Here is an 18,038-nt window from a genome sequence, read left to right as displayed (position 1 = left end):
AACCGAGCCGCGCCTTTCTGCCCGGCCGGGAAAACTCCGGTCACGAGAAGTCCGCCGGTTCCGGCGTCACTTTCCGTGAACTCCCGCCATTTCGGCCCGCCGGATAATGCGCATTTTCCGGCCGGGTTCAGCGTCCGTAGAGTTCGAGTTCGTTGAGCATGCTGCAGGAGTCGCCGATCTCGGCGTCGCAGTCGTCCGCCGGCTCGGTGACGATCATGACGTGCGCGCCGGTGCGGGCCACGGTGTGGTAGCGCATGGCGTAGTCGGTCCGGTCCTCGACCGTGACGACGGGCTCGCCCCAGGAGCGGCCGTCGGCGGAGACGTACACGCGGGCGCCGGCCGGGTACCCGGGGCGCAGGCTGAGGCCGATCCGGTTGATCGCGTACGGGCGGTCGAGGTGCAGGACGTACCGGCCGGGGCCGGCGGCGACGGCGCTGGACCAGTAGTCGGTGCTGCCGTCGAAGGCGGCCGCCGGGCCGGTGCGCGGCCGGCCGGGGCGGGTCCACCGCAGGTCGGTCTCGACCTTGAGCGCGCCGCGGCGGTACAGGGCGGCCAGGTCGAGCAGGTCGGGGCCGGGGGGCGTGACGGTGAACAGCCGGCGCTTGATCGCGTACCAGCCGCCGTTCTCGAACTTGCCGTGGGCCGGGCAGGCCGTCTCGTTGAGCAGCCCGTCGGGGCGCACCCCGGGCAGCTTGCAGTTGTCGAACACCTGGATCAGCCGGTGCGGGCCGACCGCGGCCACGGCGGTGTAGCCCGAGGAGCCGTGCACGTCCCGCACGCCGTCGCTGTTGCGGTACGTCACCGTCTGCTGCCGCCACTCCTCGCCGATCCCGTCGGGGGCGATGGCCAGCCAGTTGTGCGGACGCCCGGCGCTGAGCACGAGCACGCCGTCCGGCATCAGCAGCAGCCGCGGCGCCACGCCGCGCACCAGGCAGTCCTGGCCGTCGATGCGCAGCGGCCGGACCGGCGACCAGGTGCGGCCGCCGTCGGAGGAGCGGCTCTGGTGCAGCGTGGAGGGCGGCTCGCCGTCCCGGCGCAGCACCGCCAGCAGGGAGCCGTCGAGCGTCTGGGCCAGGGCGGCCTCGTTGTAGACGAACGGGCCCTGGGGCGGCGCGATCACGCCGCGCCTGGCGAACGTGCGGCCGCCGTCGTCGCTGGCGAACACCTCCGGCTGGTAGGACTCGGTGTCGCCCTGGCGGATGTAGGCCGTGAACAGGATCGTGCCGTCGGCGAGCTGGATCGGCAGGCCGTGCGCGGCCCCCCCGGAGGCGGCGGCGTCGGGGGAGGAGACCGTGGCGTCCCAGCGCACCCAGCTCTCGTCACGGGCCGAGGCGGAGGCCGAGGCGGCGGACAGCACGCCCAGCTTGGCGGCGCCCGGCCCGGAGCGCCGCAGGTAGTACTCCAGGGCCAGCAGCCGGCCGTCGCGCAGCTCGATCGGCGCCTCCCGCAGCGGCGTGGGGTTGCTCGGGCCGAACGTGACGCCGCCGTCGTCGGAGGTCGCCGACTCGCTGGAGAGGGTGACGACCTTGTCCACGTTGGTGGCGTAGGTGACCAGCAGCTTCCTGACCGGAGCGCCGTCGCGGCCCACCGTGTCCAGCGCCGCCACGCTCGGGAACCCGGCGAAGTCGAGCCGCTGCTCCGACGACGGCTCGCGCTCGGCCGGCGTCGGGTACGGGTAAATCCACCGCGGTGAGACATCAGTGTCGATCAGGTAAGGCCCCTCCGGAACCGACTTGCCGGTGAACTCCGGCAGACGGCAGAACGTCTCGCCGGCGTGCGTGACCCCATGGGCCGCGGGCAGCCCGGCGGCCAGGAACACCGCCGCCAGCGCGGCTCTGGGCATCGCCACCGGGGACTCCTTCCTCTCGTGGCCGCTCGCGGGCGGCCGCCTCGCGACGGGCGAGGCCATGCCTTGTCTCTGCCCCCTCCGGCCCCTTGTTTCACCTGCGTCCCAGGGTTGCCAACCGTGGATCCGATAGGTATTCGTTAAGTGTCAGTTGACAGCGACGGGCCGCGACCCGAGGATCAGAGCTGCAGGATTAAGTGTCAATTTACGCAGGAGGGACCTTCGGGTCTGGAGGTGGCCTCAGATGAGCATCGAGCCCAGGGCGCGAGTCGCCCCCGAGCGCGTGCCGCCGGTCTGGGCGGCGGACCCGGCGCCGGTGGCGCCGGAGACGGCGGCGCAGCAGAAGGTCGTCCAGCGCATCTGCGCCAGGGTGGCCCCCGAAGGGGTCGAGGTCGGCGTCGGCGAGCTGCCTCCCGGCGGCCTGCAGGTGTGGATCGACGCCCCCGTCCACGTCGACCCCCGCGAGGCCTGGGTGCTCCACCACCGCATGGCCCGCGAGGTCAGCCTCGTCGGCTGGCACTGCGAGGCCGACAGCGACCGGCTGCTGGTGCTCGGCTGGAGCGCCGCCTGCCTGCACAACCGCATCAGGCTGCTGCAGAGCGGGCTGAAGCGCCTGTCCGACTTCGAGCACACCGCGCAGCGGGCCGTGCAACTGGAGGGCGAGGACCCGCGCGGCCGCACCGCGGCCGACGTCGCCGCCGCGACCCGCGCCGCCGTCGAGCGGCGGCTGCGCTGGCCGGCCCGGCTGGCCGAGCTCGACGGGTTCGACCGCAGCTCCGGCCTGGCCCACCTGCAACTGCTCCTGGCCCAGGTGGTCGGGCTGGAGTCGAAGGTGGCCGCGGCCTGCGAAGAGCACCTGATCATGGCCCGCGCCCTGGCGTGGTCCGTGTGCGAGCACTACGCCGCCCACGGCGACCTGCCCAGGGCGCAGCGCGAGGTGCTGGCCGAGACCCGCCGGTGGGTGCACGCCAGCTCGATCATCCGCGGCGCCGCCGCCGTACGCCCGGCCGGGACGCCCCGTCCGCACATGGGGCTGACCGAGCGCCGGATCGCCGCCAGCGTCATCAACCACGGCGTGCCGAGGGCGACCCCCACGGCCGTCATCCCCCGCTCCGGCCACCAGGAGGGCACGTGACGACCCGCGTGCCGCTCCCCGGACGGCAGCACGCACAACCCGTACGAACCCTGTAGGAGAGCTCCCGTCATGCGAACCCCACCGCATCTGCCCGCGCTCGTCCGGCACGAGTCGTCCGACACCGAACGCACCCGCGCCCGCCGCCACCCCTACGGCCCGCACGACGTGCCCATGCAGGCCGCGCCGCGCGGCTCACTCGACTTCCCCGCCCCCGCCCCCGCCCCCGCCGCCGTCCCGCCCGCGCCCTACGAGGCGTTCACCGAGCAGCGGCTGCGTGAGATCAGGGAGATGTCCACCCAGGCCATCGGCTCCATCGACGACCTCCTCCAGCACACCGCCTGACGTGATATCGCATCCCCCGAGGAGAGCCATGCAGGGACTATCGCGAGTGGATCTGCGGCCGCGTGACGTGGGCGCCCACCGACCGCGTTCGCTGGCGGGCACCGAGACCCCGCACACCCTGGACGAGGTACGCGCCCTCGTCCGCCGGGCCATGGTGAGCAAGAGCCGCCTGTACCCGGTCAGCACCGGCAGGAACTGGGGCATGGGCTCCGCGCTGCCGGTCACCGAGGACAACGTCGTCGTCGACCTCAGTCAGATGAACCGCATCCGCGGCCTCGACCTGGAGGCCGGCTACGCCGTCATCGAGCCCGGCGTGACCCAGGCCCAGCTCGCCGAGGCGCTGCGGGACACGCCGTGGATGCTCAACGTCACCGCCTCCTGCGCCGACACCTCGGTCATCGGCAACGCGCTCGAACGCGGCGACGGCTGCTTCCGCTCCCGGGTCCAGGACGTGGCCGGCATCGAGGCCGTGCTCGCCGACGGCAGCGTGATCACCACCGGCGGGCTCGACCCCACCGGCGTCTACCACGGCCGGGTCGCCGGGCCCGACCTGACCGCCGCGTTCGTCCAGCACAACCTGGGCGTCGTCACCGCCATGGCCGTCTCGCTGGTGCCGCGCCCGGAGACGATCGGGCTCGTGCACGCGCGCATCCGCCGCGACCAGGTCGGCGCCGCCGTCGGCGCGATGGCCGGGTTCCTGCGCCGCGGCAACCCCGCGGGCGGGCTCATGCGGCTGCGCGAGCTGGCCCTCGCGCCCAACCGCGACGACGGCTGGCTGCTGCCGGCCGGCGTGGACACCGGCAGGTTCACCGTGCTCGGGCCGCTGCTCGGCACCGGCGCCACCGTCGAGCTGGCCGAGGAGATGCTGCGCAAGGCGCTCATCGAGGTCGAGGGCGGCGAGACGCTGCGCGTGCTCGACGCCGCCGCCGTCGGCCCCGACGACCCGCTCTACACCAGGGCGCTCACCGCCCAGGGCATCCCGACCTGCCAGGGCGTGCGCAACGCGCTCGGCGTCACCTCCTGCGACCAGATCGACGCCGGCGGCATGGGCTTCCTCGTGCTGCTGCCGCTGATGCCGCTGCACGCCAGGAAGACCGAGCGCATCCTCGACGCCCTGCAGACCGCCGTCGACAACCACGGCATCGCCCTGATGGTGGAGTGGAACCTGGTCAGCCCGCACATGGCCAACGCCGTCATCCAGATCTTCTTCGACCGGGCCGACGCCGACGCCGCCCACCGCGCCCACCAGCTGCGCAACGACGCGAGCTGCCTGCTGCGCGGCCACGGCTGCGCCATCTACCGCTCCGACATCGACCACGCCGCCGCCGACGTCTGGTCCGAGACCAGCACCGCCAGCCTCGGCATGCTCCACCGGCTCAAGACCGCTCTCGACCCGGACGGCCTGCTCTCTCCCGGCCGTTACGGCGCCTGACCCCCGAACCACCCCGCGCCGGTCGCACCCACCGCAGTGTGCCGGCCGGCGGGGAACCTGAGGCTTTCTTGCGAGGAGGACCGAGTGCGTGAGACACCAGTGGCCGTCAGAGCAACCGGCGTGACCCGCCGTCACGCCGTGATGCTGCGGCTGGTCGGCGCGGGCGTGATGCTGACCGTGATGGCCGACACCACGGCCACCACCCTGGCCGTCGGCGTGCTGCGTTACACCCCCGCGGGCGCCGGCATGCCGCTGGGCGACCTGGTCTGGCTGACCAGCGCCGCCTTCATCCCGATCGCGGCGCTGCTGGCCACGGCCGGCCGCTGGGCCGACCTGTTCGGCCGCCGCCGGGTACTGGCGTTCGGGCTGGTGGTCTTCGTGGCCGGCGGGGTCGCCACCGTCGCCGCGTCGTCCTGGTCGTTCGTGCTGGCCGCGCGGGCGGTGCAGGGCGCGGGCGCGGCGGCGATGATCCCGGCCAGCCTCGGGCTGCTGCTCGGCGAGCTGCCCGAGTCGCAACGCCGGGGCGCGATCGCGCTGTGGAGCTCGGCCTCCGGGCTCGGCTGCCTGCTCATGCAGGCCGGCGGCGGCTGGCTGGCCGCCACCGTCGACTGGCGCGCCCTGTTCGTGCCCGACGTCGTCATCGGCGTCGCGCTGCTGATCGCCTGCGCCGCGCTCCCGTCCGGCAGGCGTGCCGCGGCCAAGGGCGTGCCGGACGTGCTCGGCGCCTGGCTGCTGGCCGCCGGGATCGCGGTGATCGTGCTGGCCATCTCCAAGGCCATGGCCTGGGGCCTGGACGTCGTGTGGCTGGCCGTCGCGGCCCTGGCGCTGCTCGGCGGCGCGCTGGCCCAGGCCAGGCACCACCGCCTGCCCGCCATCGACCTGGCGTTGTGGCGGCAGCGCAAGTTCGTCTGGGGCTGGCTGGCCACCTGGTTCTTCGGCGCCCTGTCCTACGGGCTGCTCACCGTGCAGCCGCTGTACCTGCTGCACCTCGGCTACCCCATGCTGGAGGTGGCGATGTGGCTGACGCCCACCTCGGTGGCCGTCGTCGTCACCAGCTACCTGGCCGGCAAGCTGCTCAAGCACATCGGCGCGTACGGCCTGATCTACGCCGGCTCCCTGCTCTGCGGCGGCGCGTGCGTGCTCGTACTGACCCAGTCCGGGCCGACGGTGTGGGGCCTGATCGCCAGCGTCGTGGTCGGCATGGGCGTCGGCGCGCTGGCGCCCGGCACCTCCGTGGCCACCACCCTGGCCGCCCGCCCCAGCCAGTACGCCTCCGCCGTCGGCGCGGCCACCATGGCGCGCATGGTCGGCGGGGCCGTCGGCATCGCCGTGGTGTCCCTCGTCATCGACCACCCGTTCATCCTGACCGGCCCGCTGGCCGGGCTGGCCGGCGCGCTCGCCATGTGCGTGGCCATCTCGGTGTTCATCGGGGCCATCGCACTCACGAAGATCACCCGGCTGCGGACCGACCCGGGCGACGACATGATCAAGGTGCCGCGCCGGCTGCTGCTGGAGCTGCGCATGACCCTCGCCACCGTCGCGGCGGAGGCCGACGCGCTGCTGCCTGTCGAGACCCGCACGACCCCCAGGGATCACATCCCGAGGCCCCGGGCGGCAGAGAGCTCGGAGACCTACGGAACCACGCACGTCTAGTTCAACCTCAAGAAGGGCTCTCGTCATGGCAACCACCTCGTGCGACGTGGCCATCGTCGGCGCCGGGCTCGGCGGCTGTTTCCTCGCACTGCTGCTGCGCCGCCGCGGGCAGCGCGTCGTCGTCATCGAGCAGGGACCTTCGATCCCCAGCGCGGGCGCCGACTTCCTCAAGCCCCCCGGCCTGCGGGTGCTGGCCCGCCACGGGCTGGCCGAGCTCGTCGAGCGCCACGGCCTGCGGCGCGACCTCATCCGCTACTACCACGACGGCGAGCCGATCAGGGAGTGCCGCTTCCCCGACGGGGGCTTCCTCATCCGCCCCTACCGCGAGCTGGTCGAGCTCATCTACGCCTGCTGCGCGATGGAGGGCGTCGAGTTCTGCTTCGACGCCGCCATCGAGCACGTCGAGCGCGACGGCGACCGCGTCGAGCTGCTGACGCTGTCCGACGGCAGCCGGCTGCGCGCCGACGTGGTCGTGGGCGCCGACGGCACGAAGTCGGCCGTGCGCCGGGCGCTCGACATCGACCAGGTCACCATGCCCTACGACCGGCTGCTGATGCGGGTGGCCACCGTGCCGCTGAGCGCCAGCGTCGCCCGGCTCAACCGGCTCTACTTCAGCTCCGGCGGCTGGCTCGCCTACCTCTACCCGCTCGACAGGGACCAGGCCAGGGTGTTCGTCGGCCTGCCCCCCGAGCAGGACGACGAGGTCTTCGGCCGGGGCGCCGCCGGCCTGCCCGACATGCTGAAGGGCTTCGTCACCGACAGCACCGACGCCTTCGCCTCCCTGCAGGCGGCCGCCTGGCAGCCGATCAGGGTCTCGTCGCTGCGGGTGGGGGCCTACCACCGGGGCAACGCCGCGCTGCTCGGCTCGGCCGCCTTCGCCTGCCACCCCATGACCGGCATGGGCATGAGCTACACCCTGTACGACGCCGAGATCCTGGCCGACGTCATCTCCGCGGCCGGCGGCGACCTGCCGCTGCTCGACAAGCTGCTCCAGGCCCGCTACGAGCCGCGCCGGCAGGCGCACCGGCAGCTCATCGACTACGGCGACGCCCTGGCCGCCACGTTCCACGACCGGCGGGCGTACCTGCGGGCCTTCCGCGCCGACCTGCACATCTACGGCGACGAGGCGGCCCCCCGCACCGCTCCCGCGCTGCAGCCGATCTGACCCCGCCGCCCTCCGGAAGGCCCCCGGCGCCCCGCCTCAGAGACGTACGGGCGGGGCCGCCGGGCCCCGGTAGGGCAGGGTCTGGCTGTAGACGATGTTGGTCGTCGTGCTGCCGAACCGGGCCAGCTCGTCGATGACGCGTTCGAGGTGAGGCATCGAGCCGGCCGCCACCTTCAGCGTGTAACAGTCCTCGCCGGTGGTGCGCAGGCATTCCAGGATCTCCGGGCGCTCGCCGAGCAGGCGGCGCAGCGGCTCGTGCCGGCTGCCGGGATACTTCAGGCGCACCACGGCCAGCACGCCGAACCCGACCTTGCCCAGATCGACCTCCGCCCGGTAGCCGGCGATGACGCCCAGCGCCTCCAGCCGCCTGACCCGCTCGGTCGTCGCCGAGGCGCTGAGGTTGACCCGGCGGCCCAGCTCGGTCAGCGGCAGGCGGCCCTCCCGTTGCAGCTCCGCCAGGATCGCCCAGTCGGTGTCGTCGAGATCCTCGGCCATCCGGCGAATATACCGGCAGATCCACGGCGATCCCCGCCGTACACCGTGAGCGGGGCCTTCAGCCCGGCGGGACGGCCTGGATAACCTTCGGTGTCATGAGAATCGGCGTGAACGTACCGAACTTCGGGCCCGGCACCGACCCGGCCACACTGCGGCGGTGGGCGCAGACCGTCGAGGGCCTCGGCTACGACCTGCTGATGATCTCCGACCACGTCGCGATCACGCCCGACGTCGCCGCGCAGTACCCGGGGCCCTTCTACGAGCCGTTCACCACGCTCTCCTGGCTGGCCGGGATCACCACGCGGGTCAGGCTCGGCACCTCGGTGCTCATCGTGCCGTACCGGCATCCGCTGGTGATGGCCCGGATGGCGGCCAACCTCGACCGGTTCAGCGGCGGCCGGCTGGTGCTCGGCGTGGGCATCGGCTGGGCGCGGCAGGAGTTCGACGCGCTCGGGGTGCCGTTCGAGCGGCGCGGCCGGCTGACCGACGACCACCTGCTGGCCATGCGCGCCGCCTGGTCCGCCGCCGACGACTACCGCGCCGGGCCCATCCCGTTCTGGGTCGGCGGCAACGGCGAGGCCGGGCTGCGCCGCGCCGTACGGCTCGGCCAGGCGTGGCACCCCCTGCGCAACACCCTGCCCTGGCTGCGCGAGGCCGCCGGGCGGCTGGCGGACGTCGCCGGCGAGCTCGGCCGCCCCGTGCCCGCGTTCGCGCCCCGCATCCTGCTGCGGCTGACCGCCGAGCCGGTCACCGGCCCCGGCCGCCACGCCGGGGAGGGCACCCTCGACCAGGTCCTGGCCGACCTCGACGCGCTGCGCCAGCTGGGCGCCGACACCGTCGTGCTCGACCCGTTCGCCGGCGACCCCGCCGAGACGCTGCACCCCCAGACGGCCTGGCACGCGCTCGCCGCCGTGGCCGGCCACTGGGACCTCGAATCCCGCGACCCGTCCAAGGAGGACGACGATGACCCCCGATGACGAGACCCTGCTGCGCCGCGCCATCGAGCTGGCCGCCCGCGCCCGCGCGAACGGCGAGGCCCCCTTCGGCTCGCTGCTGGCCGGCCCCGGCGGCGAGGTGCTGGCCGAGGAGCACAACACGGTCCTCGGCGACCGCGACATCTCCGCCCACCCGGAGCTGAAGCTGGCCCGCTGGGCCGCCCGCGAGCTGACCCCGGAGGTCGCGGCGGCCACCACCATGTACACCAGCTGCCAGCCGTGCGGCATGTGCGCCGGCGCCATCGAACGCTCCGGCCTCGGCCGTGTGGTGTACGCCCTGTCGAACGAGCAGCTGGCCGGCCTAAGAACCGGCCCCGGCTGGCCGCACGTCCCGCAGGAGGGCCCGGCCCTGTACGCCGAGGCCAGCGCGCCGCTGGAGGGCTACTACCGCTGACCCGCCCGTCCCCCGGCCGGCGGCCGCCGATGGTAGGGCCTGCACCACCATCAGGACGGGTGACAGCGGGGGTCCGCCGCGAGGCCGCCGCCGCGATGCTGAGGAGTGATCACGCCCGCCTCACCAGCATCGGAGAGAACCTTGACCGTGGTGGAAACCCCTCGCGCAGCGCCCCGGGGGAGCGACTTCGCGCACCTGTCGCGCCGCATCGCCCAGGCGGGGCTGATGGAGCGGCGGCCCGCCTACTACGCGATCAGGATCGGCCTGGTGGCCGCCCTGTTCGCCGGAGGGTGGACGCTGTTCGCCGCGGTCGGCGACTCCTGGTGGCAGCTCGGCGTCGCGGCGCTGCTGGCCGTCGCCTTCGCCCAGGTCACGCTGCTGGCCCACGACCTGGCCCACGGCCAGGTGTTCCGGTCGCGGCGGCGCAGCAGGATCGCCGGGCTGGTGGTCGGCAACCTGACCGTCGGGCTCAGCTACGGCTGGTGGATGGACAAGCACACCCGCCACCACGCCAACCCCAACCACGAGGACCACGACCCCGACGTCGCGCCCGACATCCTCATCTGGTCGCGGCGGCAGGCCGAGGCCAGCCGCGGCCTGCCCCGCTTCATCGGCAGGTGGCAGGCGTTCCTGTTCTTCCCCCTGCTCACCCTCGAGGGCCTGAACCTGAAGGTGGCCGGCTTCCGCGCCCTGCGCAGGGTGAAGGGCGGACGCACCGAGGGGCTGCTGCTCGTCGCGCACAACCTGGCCTACCTGGCGGGGGTGTTCGCGGTGCTGCCGCCCGGCAAGGCGCTCGCCTTCCTCGCCGTGCACCAGGCCTGCTACGGCGTGTACCTGGGCTGCACGTTCGCGCCCAACCACAAGGGCATGCCGGTGCTCACCGCCGAGGACTCCCTGGACTTCCTCCGCCGCCAGGTGCTGACCTCCAGGAACGTGCGCGGCGGCCGGCTGATGAACGTCGCGCTCGGCGGGCTCAACTACCAGATCGAGCACCACCTGTTCCCCGGCATGCCCTCGGCCAACCTGCGCCGCGCCCGGCCACTCGTCCGCGAGTACTGCCGCGAGCTCGGCGTCGAGTACGCCGAGTGCGGGCTCGTCGAGTCGTGGGCCCAGGCCATGCGGCACCTGCACGAGGTCGGGGCGCCGCTGCGCGCCCCTCAGGACGTGACCACCAGCTCCAGGCCCTCCTGATCCTCCCGGATCTCATGGCCGGCCGCGGCCAGGACCATCCGCAGCGCGAGCAGCACCGCGGTGCGGATGGTCGCGTACTTCACCAGGCGGGCCGCGGTGTCCGTGCCGGCCGGACCCCAGACGACCACCACCCCGCGGGACGGATCGAGCCAGACGGTGAGCCCCCCGTCGACCGGCGGCAGAGACGGTTCGACGTCGAAACCCGCGTCAGTCAACTCCTGCCGGACCACCAGTTCCAGATCCGGCCCGTCGCCTCGGGCGAAGTCCATCCGAATCCGCTGCCCTGGCACGGACACGCCGAACGCGCCGCCTGTTAAGTGTGGCGGTTGTGTAAGGATGGCGGCTGTGACCGCCGCGTCAGTCTGGCTGCGTCTGTCGCGGGCCGTCGTGTTCGCGACGGTCTGCGGCTTCGTGTCCGCGGCGGGGCACCTGCTGGCCGGTGGCGGGGCCGTCCCGCTCTGGGGCGGCGCGCTCGGGGTGCTGGCCGCCCTCGCCGCCGCGCTCACGATCAACGGCCGCGAGCGCGGCCCCGCGGCGATCCTGGCTGCCACCACGCTCACCCAGCTCGTGCTGCACCAGCTCTTCGAACACCTCGCGCCCGCCACGGGCACCGCCGCCGCGCACGGCCACCCCGCGCCCGCCATGGCGCTGGTCCACCTCACCGTGGCCGCGCTGACGGCGTGGTGGCTGCACCGCGGCGAGCGCGCGCTGTGGCTCATGATCCGCCTGTCCGCCGCGCCGCCCCCGATCCTCGGCCCGCTGCCGCTCGGGCCGGTCGAGGTGCCGATCGAGCTGCGCCGCCCCGGCGGGCGCGCTCCGGCGTACGCCGACGTCCCCACTCCGATGGGCAGGACCGCCTGCCGCACGGTCACCCGGCGAGGGCCACCCCGGCGGCTGCGCCGCCGCTGAAGTGCCGCGTCCGGTCCAGGACGCGTCCCCGTCCTCGCTCTTCTGTGCCCTTCTGTGCCCGGACGGCGCCCCGGCGCCGGTCCGGCCGTCCGCATCCGGAGTTCCCATGAAGCCCTCCTGGCCCTTCCGCCTGGCCGCGCTCGCCTGCGCGGCCCTCCTGGCGCTGCTGCCGTCCACCGCGGCGCTCGCCCACGACACGCTCAAGAGCAGCTCACCGGCAAAGAACGCGCAGTTGTCCGCGATCGAGCGGATCGAGCTGGAGTTCAACGCCCACGTCCAGTTCCCCTTCGTCGTGCTGCACGACGCGGCGGGCAAGGCCGTCGAGGTCGGCAAGCCCCGCGTCGACGGGCCCAAGGTGGTCGCCGACGTGCCCCGGCAGCCCGCGCCCGGTTCGTACGTGATCGCCTGGCGTGTCGTCTCCTCGGACGGACATCCGATCGAGGGCGAAATCCCGTTCGTCATGAAAGGATCTATTTCTCAACCGGCAGCGGCGCCCTCGCCCGTCGAGGAACGGCCCGCCGCGACGGGCGTCCCCGGCTGGATCTGGGGCGGGCTGGCGGTGCTCGTCGTGCTGGGCGCGGTCCTCCTGATCAGGGGCGCGCGCCGCGGCCCTGACCAGGAGGACGTGGATGCTGGTTGAGCGGGCCAGGGAGCTCGCGCGGCAGTGGGTGCTCGACGAGGGCGCCCGCCTGCCCGGGTTCGAGGGGGCGTTCCTGACCGGGTCCGCGCTGTGGGCGGCCCCGGGCACGGAGCTGGGCCCCACGTCCGACGTGGACGTGATGGTGCTCGCCGACCCGCCGCCCGCGATCGGCAAGTTCCGCTACGAGGGCGTCCTGCTGGAGGTCTCCGGCATCGCCCGCATCGGCTCCACCCACGAGGTGCTGAGCGACTACCACCTGGCCGGCAGCTTCCACCTGCCCAGCGTGCTGGCCGACCCGACCGGGCGGCTCGGCAAGATCCAGCGCCTGGTGGCCCGCGACTTCGCCGAGCGGCCCTGGATCATCGCCCGCTGCACGCAGGCGATGGACCGGGTGCGCGGCTGGATCAACTCCATGGACGAGAACGCGCCCGTCCCCGAGCAGGTGGCGTCCTGGCTGTTCGGCACCGGCGTGACCACGCACGTCCTGCTGGTCGCCGGGCTGCGCAACCCGACCGTGCGCCGCCGGTACGCCGCCGTGCGCGAGCTGCTGGCCGGGCACGGCCGGCTCGACTGGCACGAGCACCTGCTCGAACTGCTGGGCTGCGCGCGGATGACCCGGCAGCGGGTGGAGCGGCACCTGGCGGCCCTGGAGGCGGTCTTCGACGCGACGGCCGGGCTGGAGGCGCCCTCCTACCGCTTCACCTCCGACATCACGCCGCAGGCGCGTCCGGTCGCCATCGACGGCAGCCGCGAGCTCGTCGCCGCCGGGCTGCACCGGGAGGCGGTGTTCTGGCTGGTCGCCACGTACGCGCGCTGCCTGGACAAACGCGCCGCCGCAGGGGCGCCGGCCGGGTACGAGGCGGGCTTCCAGGAGCTGCTGGCCGACCTCGGCGCCGAGACGTTCGCCGACCGGCGCCGCCGCGGCGACCACGTGCTGGCCGCCCTGCCCAGCCTGTGGCAGACGGCCATGGCACTGTGCTGACGGGCCCCCGGGCCGCCCGCCTCAGGTCCGGCGCAGCGAGCGGGTCAGACCGGCGGCGATCGTCGTGGCCAGCACCCAGCCGGCCATGATGAGCCCCCAGGCCAGCCACTGCGCGCCGCCCTGCGGGTTGTAGGCCTTCTCCTGCCCGAGGTCGATGATCGGCAGCAGCAGGTCGAGGGTGTAGACCAGCGCGTGGAACGGCGGCGCCTCACCCGGCTTCAGCGGCGGCGGCACGTCGAGCCCGAACACGACCGTGCCCGCGGCCAGCAGCGCGGCCAGCCAGGCCGCCGCGCGCAGGGGGCGGAAGCCGTAGCCGACGGTGGCGTCCTGGAGGTGGCCCCAGAAACGGGCGTACCAGGGGAGCGTGGCGCGGCGTTGACGCTGGCCGGCCAGCAGCGTCTCGCGGGCGTCGGCGTCGCCGCCGAGACGCCGGTACATCGCGGCCAGCTGCTCGTAGGCGCCCGGCAGGTAGCCGTCGGGGTCGGCACGCAGCCAGCGCAGCCGCCGCGCGGCCGGCAGCATGGGGTCGAGCACCTCGTACGACAGCCCGTCCATGCGCATCGCCCGCGGCCACCCGGCGGGGTCGTCACGCAGGACGCCGATCCGCGCGTACCGTAACTCCACCACCCCATCGACCGGCGCGGCCGTGCGCAGCGCCAGCTCGCGGGCCTCCAGCCGCCAGCACTTCAGCGCCACCTCGCCGGGCGCGGCCAGGGTGGCGCCGTCGAGGCACAGGCGGCTGCCGACCTGGGCGCTGGTCAGCCTGATCCGGCCGCCGGGCAGCCGCAGCTCGCCGGTGACGTGGCTGCCCGCCAGCCGCAGATTGCCCTCGACCTGGACGTTCGAGGCGGTCAGGCCGGGCAGCAGCGAGCCGCTGAAGCTGAGGAAGCGGGTGCGGGCGTGGTAGAGGTCGGGGGCGGCGTCGAAGGCGCAGCTCTGGAAGGTGACGGGGAAGGGGAGCTCGGCGAACGCCAGGTTGAGCGCGCCGGTGATGCGCGCCCCGGCCAGGATCAGCCGCGGCTGGTCGGCGGGCTCGTCGAACCCGCCGAGCAGCAGCCCGGCCAGCACCTCGCCCCGGACCGTGCGGCCGGCGTCCCAGGACGCGGCCACGGCGGGGTCGTCGCCGGCGGGGTCGCCGGTGCGCAGGTCGACGGCGCGGCCGTGGGCGAGCGCGGCGGCCACGGCCCGCTCGGCGTCGTTGAGATCGGCGATCGGCACACCGCCATCATCGCCGACCCCGCCTCACGCGCGGACCTCAAGGCCCGGCGCCTCAGGAGCGGACCTCCAGGCCCAGAGCCTCAGGAACGGAGCTCCATGACCCGGGGCCTCAGGAGCGGACCTCCAGGCCCAGCGCCTCGGCGATGACCGTGGCCTGGAAGGGGTCGATGACCGCCTTCTTGAGCGTGACCGTGTGCGGGTCGAGCGTGCTCAGGTCGCTGCCGCGCAGGTCGCAGCCGGTGAGGTCGGCGCCGTGCAGCCAGGCCCCCGACAGGTCGGCCCGGCGCAGCTCGGCCCCGGCGAGCCGGGCCCCGGTCAGGTCGGCCTCGCGCAGCCGGACGCCGTGGAAGGCGCTGCCGCGCAGGTCGGCGCCGGGCAGCCCGGTGTAGGACCAGTCGCCGCCGTCGATCTTCAGCAGCCCGAAGGTGCAGCCGTCGAACATGCTGCCGGTCAGCTTGCACCCCCTGAACGTGGCGTCGAACAGGGAGCACCGGCTGAACAGGCAGTTGAGGAAGCGCGCGTCCTCGTGGGTGGAGACGTTGAGCCGCACGTTCCTGAACGTGCACTCCTCGAACGAGGCCCCCTGGTCGACCAGCTCGGTCAGGTCGACGCCCTGGAACAGGACCCGGTGGAAGGTCTCACCGGCGATCTCCGTCCTGTCCCAGTCGTCGGCGTGGATCGTCGTCTCGATCGGGGGCGCGGGCACCCCGTGCTTACGGTCGGCCATGCGAACAAACTAGCGGATCACGCCTTGTTCGCGATGGCCGTGATGAGCGGCTGGACGAGCTTGGCCGCCAGCGGCCCGAACGCCGCCAGGATCAGCACGTACGCCGCCGCCAGGGCCCCGAGGTCGGGATGGGCCCCGGCGCCCACCGCCAGGCCCGCGATGACGATGTTGAACTCGCCGCGCGGGATGAGGGCGATGCCCGCCCGTGCCTGACCGGCCTTGCCGATGCCCGCCCGTCTGGCCGCGTACGCGCCCGTCAGGAGCTTGGTCACCATGCTCACCAGCGCCAGCAGCGCGGCCAGCCCCGCCACCGGCAGGATCTTCGCCGGGTCGGTCTGGAACCCGAAGAAGACGAAGAACACCGCCGCGAAAAGGTCGCGCAGCGGCGCGAGCAGCGCCTGCGCGTCGTGCGCGAGCTGCCCCGACAGCGCGATCCCGACCAGGAACGCGCCGACCGCCGCCGAGACCTGCAGCTGCTGGGCCAGCCCGGCCACCAGCAGCGCCAGCCCGACCACCTTCAGCAGCAGCACCTCGGAGTTGGGGCTCGACACGAACGCCTCGATGAAGCGCCCGAAGCGCAGCGCCACGACGAGCACGACGCTCACCGTGCCGAGCGCGATGCCGACCGAGATCGCCCCGCTGACCAGGCTCAGGCCGGCCAGCAACGTGGTGAGGACCGGCAGGTAGACCGCCATGGTCAGGTCCTCGAACACCAGCAGGGACAACACCGTCGGCGTCTCCCTGTTACCGATCCAGCCCAGATCGGACAGCACCTTGGCGGTGATGCCGGAGGAGGTGGCGTAGGTGACGCCCGCCATGGCCACCGCCGCGACCGGCCCCCAGCCCAGCAGCAAGGCGCAGATCGCGCCGGGGGCGGCGTTCAGCACGAGGTCGACGATGCCGGCCCGCGCGTTGCTCGTGAGGCTGGTGACCAGTTCGTCGGCGTTGTACTCCAGGCCGAGCGTCAGCAGCAGCAGGACGACGCCCAGCTCCGCGCCGACCGAGATGAACTCCTCGCTGGTCGCCAGCGGCAGCACGCCGCCCGTGCCGAACGCCAGACCGGCGATCAGGTAGAGCGGGATGGGGGAGATGCCGCCGCGCAGCGCGAGCGCGCCCAGAACCCCCAGACCCAGTAGAACAGCACCGAACTCGAGAAAGATGACTGCGGTTTCGTGCACCCGCGGTTACCCGTCAGCCAGGATGCCGGCGACTTCCGCGGTGCTGTCCGCGCTGCCCACCACGACCACGACGTCGCCCTCGCGGAAGACGAAGTCGGGGCCGGGGCTGGCGAACACCTGGCCGCCGCGGACCACGGCGACGATCGAGGCGCTGGTACGGGTCCTGACCCGGGCCTCGCCCATGGTGCGCCCGGCGTAGGGGGAGCCGGACGGGATGGGGAGCTGGACGCTGACCAGGCCCTCGACCTGCTGGTGCAGCTGGTTGAGCCGCTGCACGATGCGGGGGGCGCCGAGGAGCTCGGCCAGGGCGTCGGCCTCCTCGTCGTTCAGCTTGACCGTCTGACAGGCGCGGTCGGGGTCGTCCTTGTCGTAGATCACCAGGTCGCGACGGCCGGTGCGGTGCGAGACGATGCCTACCCGCTGGCCGGCGCGGGTGGTGAAGTCGTGCCGAAGCCCGATCCCCGGCAACGCTGTCTGCTCTACCTCCACCTATCCCACCCATCCCAAAAAATACGCATATTTCTGGACAACACTACCAACGGTCTCCGCCCGCTTGACCTCCTCGTATCCCGCCGTTGCACGCCGTCCGGTGCCCGCCGGCTGCCCGCCGGCTGCCAGCCGCGTCCCCCGCCCGGCCCGCGCGGGAACGGCCCGCGCGGGAACGGGCGGCGCGGGCGGGACGCGGGTGGGAAAATGCCGGGGATGTTGCCGCGGGAGGGCGAGACGAAGCGATGCCGACCACTTCCCCCATCCGGCTGCTGCTCGTGGAGGACCACGCGATGGTGGCCGAGGCCATCGGCCAGGCGCTCGGCCGGGCGCCGGGCATCGAGGTGGTGGCGCAGGCGGGCACGGTCGCCGCCGCCCTCGCCGAGGCCGCCCACCGCCGGCCCGACGTCGTGGTGCTCGACCGGCGGCTGCCCGACGGCGACGGCGTCGAGGCGATCGGCCGGTTCGCGGCGGTCGCGCCCGCGGCCCGGGTGCTGGTGCTGACCGGGGAGGCCACCGCCTCCGTCGCCGCGCGGGTGGTGGAGGCGGGCGGGGCGGGCCTGCTGGTGAAGTCGTCCAGGCTGGAGGAGCTGGAGTCGGCGGTGCGCGAGGTGGCCGCCGGCGGCGTGGTGTTCGCGCCCGGCCTGCTGCCCGGCGTGCTCGACCGGCTGACCGGCCGGGTGCGCAGCCCGGGTGCGGCGCTGACCGCGCGCGAGCGCGAGACGCTGCGGCTGCTGGCCGAAGGGGCGAGCACGGATGAGATCGGCACGCGGCTCGGCGTGGCCCGCAACACCGCGCGCAACCACGTCCAGCACGTCCTGGAGAAGCTCGGGGCCCGGTCCAAGCTGGAGGCCGTGGCCGTCGCGCGCCGGGAAGGGCTGCTCGACTGACGCAGATGCACCAGACGGCGTCCCTCATCCGTACCGGAAGAGGTGGTTCCGCTGCGTCTCGTGATCAGTCCTGTACTGCCCGACAGTAGGAGGATGGGCAGTTTCGCTGCGCCGTACCAGGTGGACACCCAGCTCCCGGAAGAGATGGGCAGCATCACCGCGGCCCGTCAGAGAGCACGTGAGGTGCTGGCCGAGTGCGGCTATCGCGGACGCCGCGAGGACGTCCTGCTCGTGGTCTCCGAGCTGGTGACCAACGCGCTCGTCCACGGCGACGGCCCGCCCGCCTTACGCATCCGCTGCACCCCCTCCCACGTGCGGATCGAGGTGCGCGACCGCGGCCCCCGCCTGCCCGTGCCGCGC

At 73.7% G+C, this 18,038-nt stretch carries 20 protein-coding genes; 13 read left to right on the top strand and 7 right to left on the bottom strand.

What is annotated here, in order from left to right; all coding sequences use genetic code 11:
* Positions 1–127: 127 nt before the first annotated feature.
* The gene (locus AB0J71_RS29285; RefSeq protein ID WP_352329431.1) at positions 128–1,843 is read right to left on the bottom strand and encodes an exo-alpha-sialidase; all 1,716 of its coding nucleotides are present in this window, start codon (positions 1,841–1,843) and stop codon (positions 128–130) included.
* Between the two features lie 247 nt (positions 1,844–2,090).
* On the opposite strand from AB0J71_RS29285, the gene AB0J71_RS29280 reads away from it, so the two are divergent.
* The 5 genes from AB0J71_RS29280 to AB0J71_RS29260 all read left to right on the top strand — a co-directional run bounded on the left by AB0J71_RS29280 (position 2,091) and on the right by AB0J71_RS29260 (position 7,573).
* A complete protein-coding gene (locus AB0J71_RS29280) occupies positions 2,091–2,981 on the top strand; it encodes a hypothetical protein (RefSeq protein ID WP_364390495.1) in 891 nt (296 codons plus the stop codon).
* 69 nt (positions 2,982–3,050) lie between these two features.
* A complete protein-coding gene (locus AB0J71_RS29275; protein WP_364416976.1) occupies positions 3,051–3,323 on the top strand; it encodes a hypothetical protein in 273 nt (90 codons plus the stop codon).
* Positions 3,324–3,369: 46 nt separating this feature from the next.
* Entirely contained in the window at positions 3,370–4,755 is a 1,386-nt protein-coding gene (locus tag AB0J71_RS29270; RefSeq protein ID WP_352328235.1) for an FAD-binding oxidoreductase, read from the top strand.
* An 84-nt stretch (positions 4,756–4,839) separates the two neighbouring features.
* Entirely contained in the window at positions 4,840–6,408 is a 1,569-nt protein-coding gene (locus AB0J71_RS29265) for an MFS transporter (protein ID WP_352328236.1), read from the top strand.
* A gap of 25 nt (positions 6,409–6,433) precedes the next feature.
* The gene (locus tag AB0J71_RS29260) at positions 6,434–7,573 is read left to right on the top strand and encodes an FAD-dependent oxidoreductase (protein WP_352328237.1); all 1,140 of its coding nucleotides are present in this window, start codon (positions 6,434–6,436) and stop codon (positions 7,571–7,573) included.
* Positions 7,574–7,609: 36 nt separating this feature from the next.
* On the opposite strand, the gene AB0J71_RS29255 is transcribed toward AB0J71_RS29260, so the two are convergent.
* A complete protein-coding gene (locus AB0J71_RS29255) occupies positions 7,610–8,068 on the bottom strand; it encodes an Lrp/AsnC family transcriptional regulator (protein WP_352328238.1) in 459 nt (152 codons plus the stop codon).
* Positions 8,069–8,163: 95 nt separating this feature from the next.
* Between AB0J71_RS29255 and AB0J71_RS29250 the strand changes: the two genes are divergently transcribed.
* From AB0J71_RS29250 to AB0J71_RS29240, 3 genes are all read left to right on the top strand, one after another.
* The gene (locus AB0J71_RS29250) at positions 8,164–9,045 is read left to right on the top strand and encodes an LLM class flavin-dependent oxidoreductase (RefSeq protein ID WP_352328239.1); all 882 of its coding nucleotides are present in this window, start codon (positions 8,164–8,166) and stop codon (positions 9,043–9,045) included.
* Positions 9,032–9,457 (top strand): nucleoside deaminase, encoded by a 426-nt coding sequence (locus tag AB0J71_RS29245; protein WP_352328240.1) that lies wholly within the window; start codon positions 9,032–9,034, stop codon positions 9,455–9,457. Before AB0J71_RS29250 ends, AB0J71_RS29245 begins: the two co-directional genes overlap by 14 nt.
* Before the next feature lie 225 nt (positions 9,458–9,682).
* The gene (locus AB0J71_RS29240; RefSeq protein WP_364417101.1) at positions 9,683–10,648 is read left to right on the top strand and encodes an acyl-CoA desaturase; all 966 of its coding nucleotides are present in this window, start codon (positions 9,683–9,685) and stop codon (positions 10,646–10,648) included.
* On the opposite strand, the gene AB0J71_RS29235 is transcribed toward AB0J71_RS29240, so the two are convergent.
* Positions 10,615–10,917 carry a hypothetical protein gene (locus AB0J71_RS29235; RefSeq protein WP_352328241.1) on the bottom strand — a complete coding sequence of 101 codons (303 nt, stop codon included), beginning with the start codon at positions 10,915–10,917 and terminating at the stop codon, positions 10,615–10,617. The genes AB0J71_RS29240 and AB0J71_RS29235 overlap by 34 nt on opposite strands.
* A 76-nt stretch (positions 10,918–10,993) precedes the next feature.
* Here AB0J71_RS29235 and AB0J71_RS29230 point away from each other — a divergent pair, with 76 nt between their 5' ends.
* From AB0J71_RS29230 to AB0J71_RS29220, 3 genes are all read left to right on the top strand, one after another.
* Positions 10,994–11,557, top strand: a complete 564-nt coding sequence (locus AB0J71_RS29230) for a hypothetical protein (RefSeq protein ID WP_352328242.1) — start codon at positions 10,994–10,996, stop codon at positions 11,555–11,557.
* A 106-nt stretch (positions 11,558–11,663) separates the two neighbouring features.
* Positions 11,664–12,197 carry a copper resistance CopC family protein gene (locus AB0J71_RS29225; RefSeq protein WP_352331068.1) on the top strand — a complete coding sequence of 178 codons (534 nt, stop codon included), beginning with the start codon at positions 11,664–11,666 and terminating at the stop codon, positions 12,195–12,197.
* Positions 12,187–13,179, top strand: coding sequence for a hypothetical protein (locus tag AB0J71_RS29220; protein ID WP_352331070.1), 993 nt, complete (start codon positions 12,187–12,189; stop codon positions 13,177–13,179). Before AB0J71_RS29225 ends, AB0J71_RS29220 begins: the two co-directional genes overlap by 11 nt.
* Before the next feature lie 21 nt (positions 13,180–13,200).
* Here the strand turns inward: AB0J71_RS29220 and AB0J71_RS29215 are convergent, their stop codons facing one another.
* The 4 genes from AB0J71_RS29215 to AB0J71_RS29200 form a co-directional block, all read right to left on the bottom strand.
* Positions 13,201–14,397 carry a hypothetical protein gene (locus tag AB0J71_RS29215; RefSeq protein WP_364416974.1) on the bottom strand — a complete coding sequence of 399 codons (1,197 nt, stop codon included), beginning with the start codon at positions 14,395–14,397 and terminating at the stop codon, positions 13,201–13,203.
* A 109-nt stretch (positions 14,398–14,506) separates the two neighbouring features.
* The gene (locus tag AB0J71_RS29210; protein WP_364416972.1) at positions 14,507–15,124 is read right to left on the bottom strand and encodes a pentapeptide repeat-containing protein; all 618 of its coding nucleotides are present in this window, start codon (positions 15,122–15,124) and stop codon (positions 14,507–14,509) included.
* A gap of 17 nt (positions 15,125–15,141) precedes the next feature.
* A complete protein-coding gene (locus AB0J71_RS29205; protein WP_352329071.1) occupies positions 15,142–16,302 on the bottom strand; it encodes a cation:proton antiporter in 1,161 nt (386 codons plus the stop codon).
* Between the two features lie 6 nt (positions 16,303–16,308).
* Positions 16,309–16,791 (bottom strand): cation:proton antiporter regulatory subunit, encoded by a 483-nt coding sequence (locus tag AB0J71_RS29200; protein ID WP_352329073.1) that lies wholly within the window; start codon positions 16,789–16,791, stop codon positions 16,309–16,311.
* 242 nt (positions 16,792–17,033) lie between these two features.
* On the opposite strand from AB0J71_RS29200, the gene AB0J71_RS29195 reads away from it, so the two are divergent.
* Both AB0J71_RS29195 and AB0J71_RS29190 read left to right on the top strand, forming a co-directional pair.
* Positions 17,034–17,678 (top strand): response regulator transcription factor, encoded by a 645-nt coding sequence (locus AB0J71_RS29195; RefSeq protein WP_364416970.1) that lies wholly within the window; start codon positions 17,034–17,036, stop codon positions 17,676–17,678.
* A gap of 93 nt (positions 17,679–17,771) precedes the next feature.
* Positions 17,772–18,038 (top strand): ATP-binding protein (locus AB0J71_RS29190; protein ID WP_364416968.1); only part of this gene is annotated, 267 nt, incomplete at its 3' end.

Origin of the sequence: Nonomuraea sp. NPDC049637 (genome assembly GCF_040675235.1) — a bacterium.
Classification (GTDB): Bacteria; Actinomycetota; Actinomycetes; order Streptosporangiales; family Streptosporangiaceae; genus Nonomuraea.
Note: the sequence above shows the minus strand (reverse complement) of the source record. Positions and strands in the feature narration are given on the sequence as shown.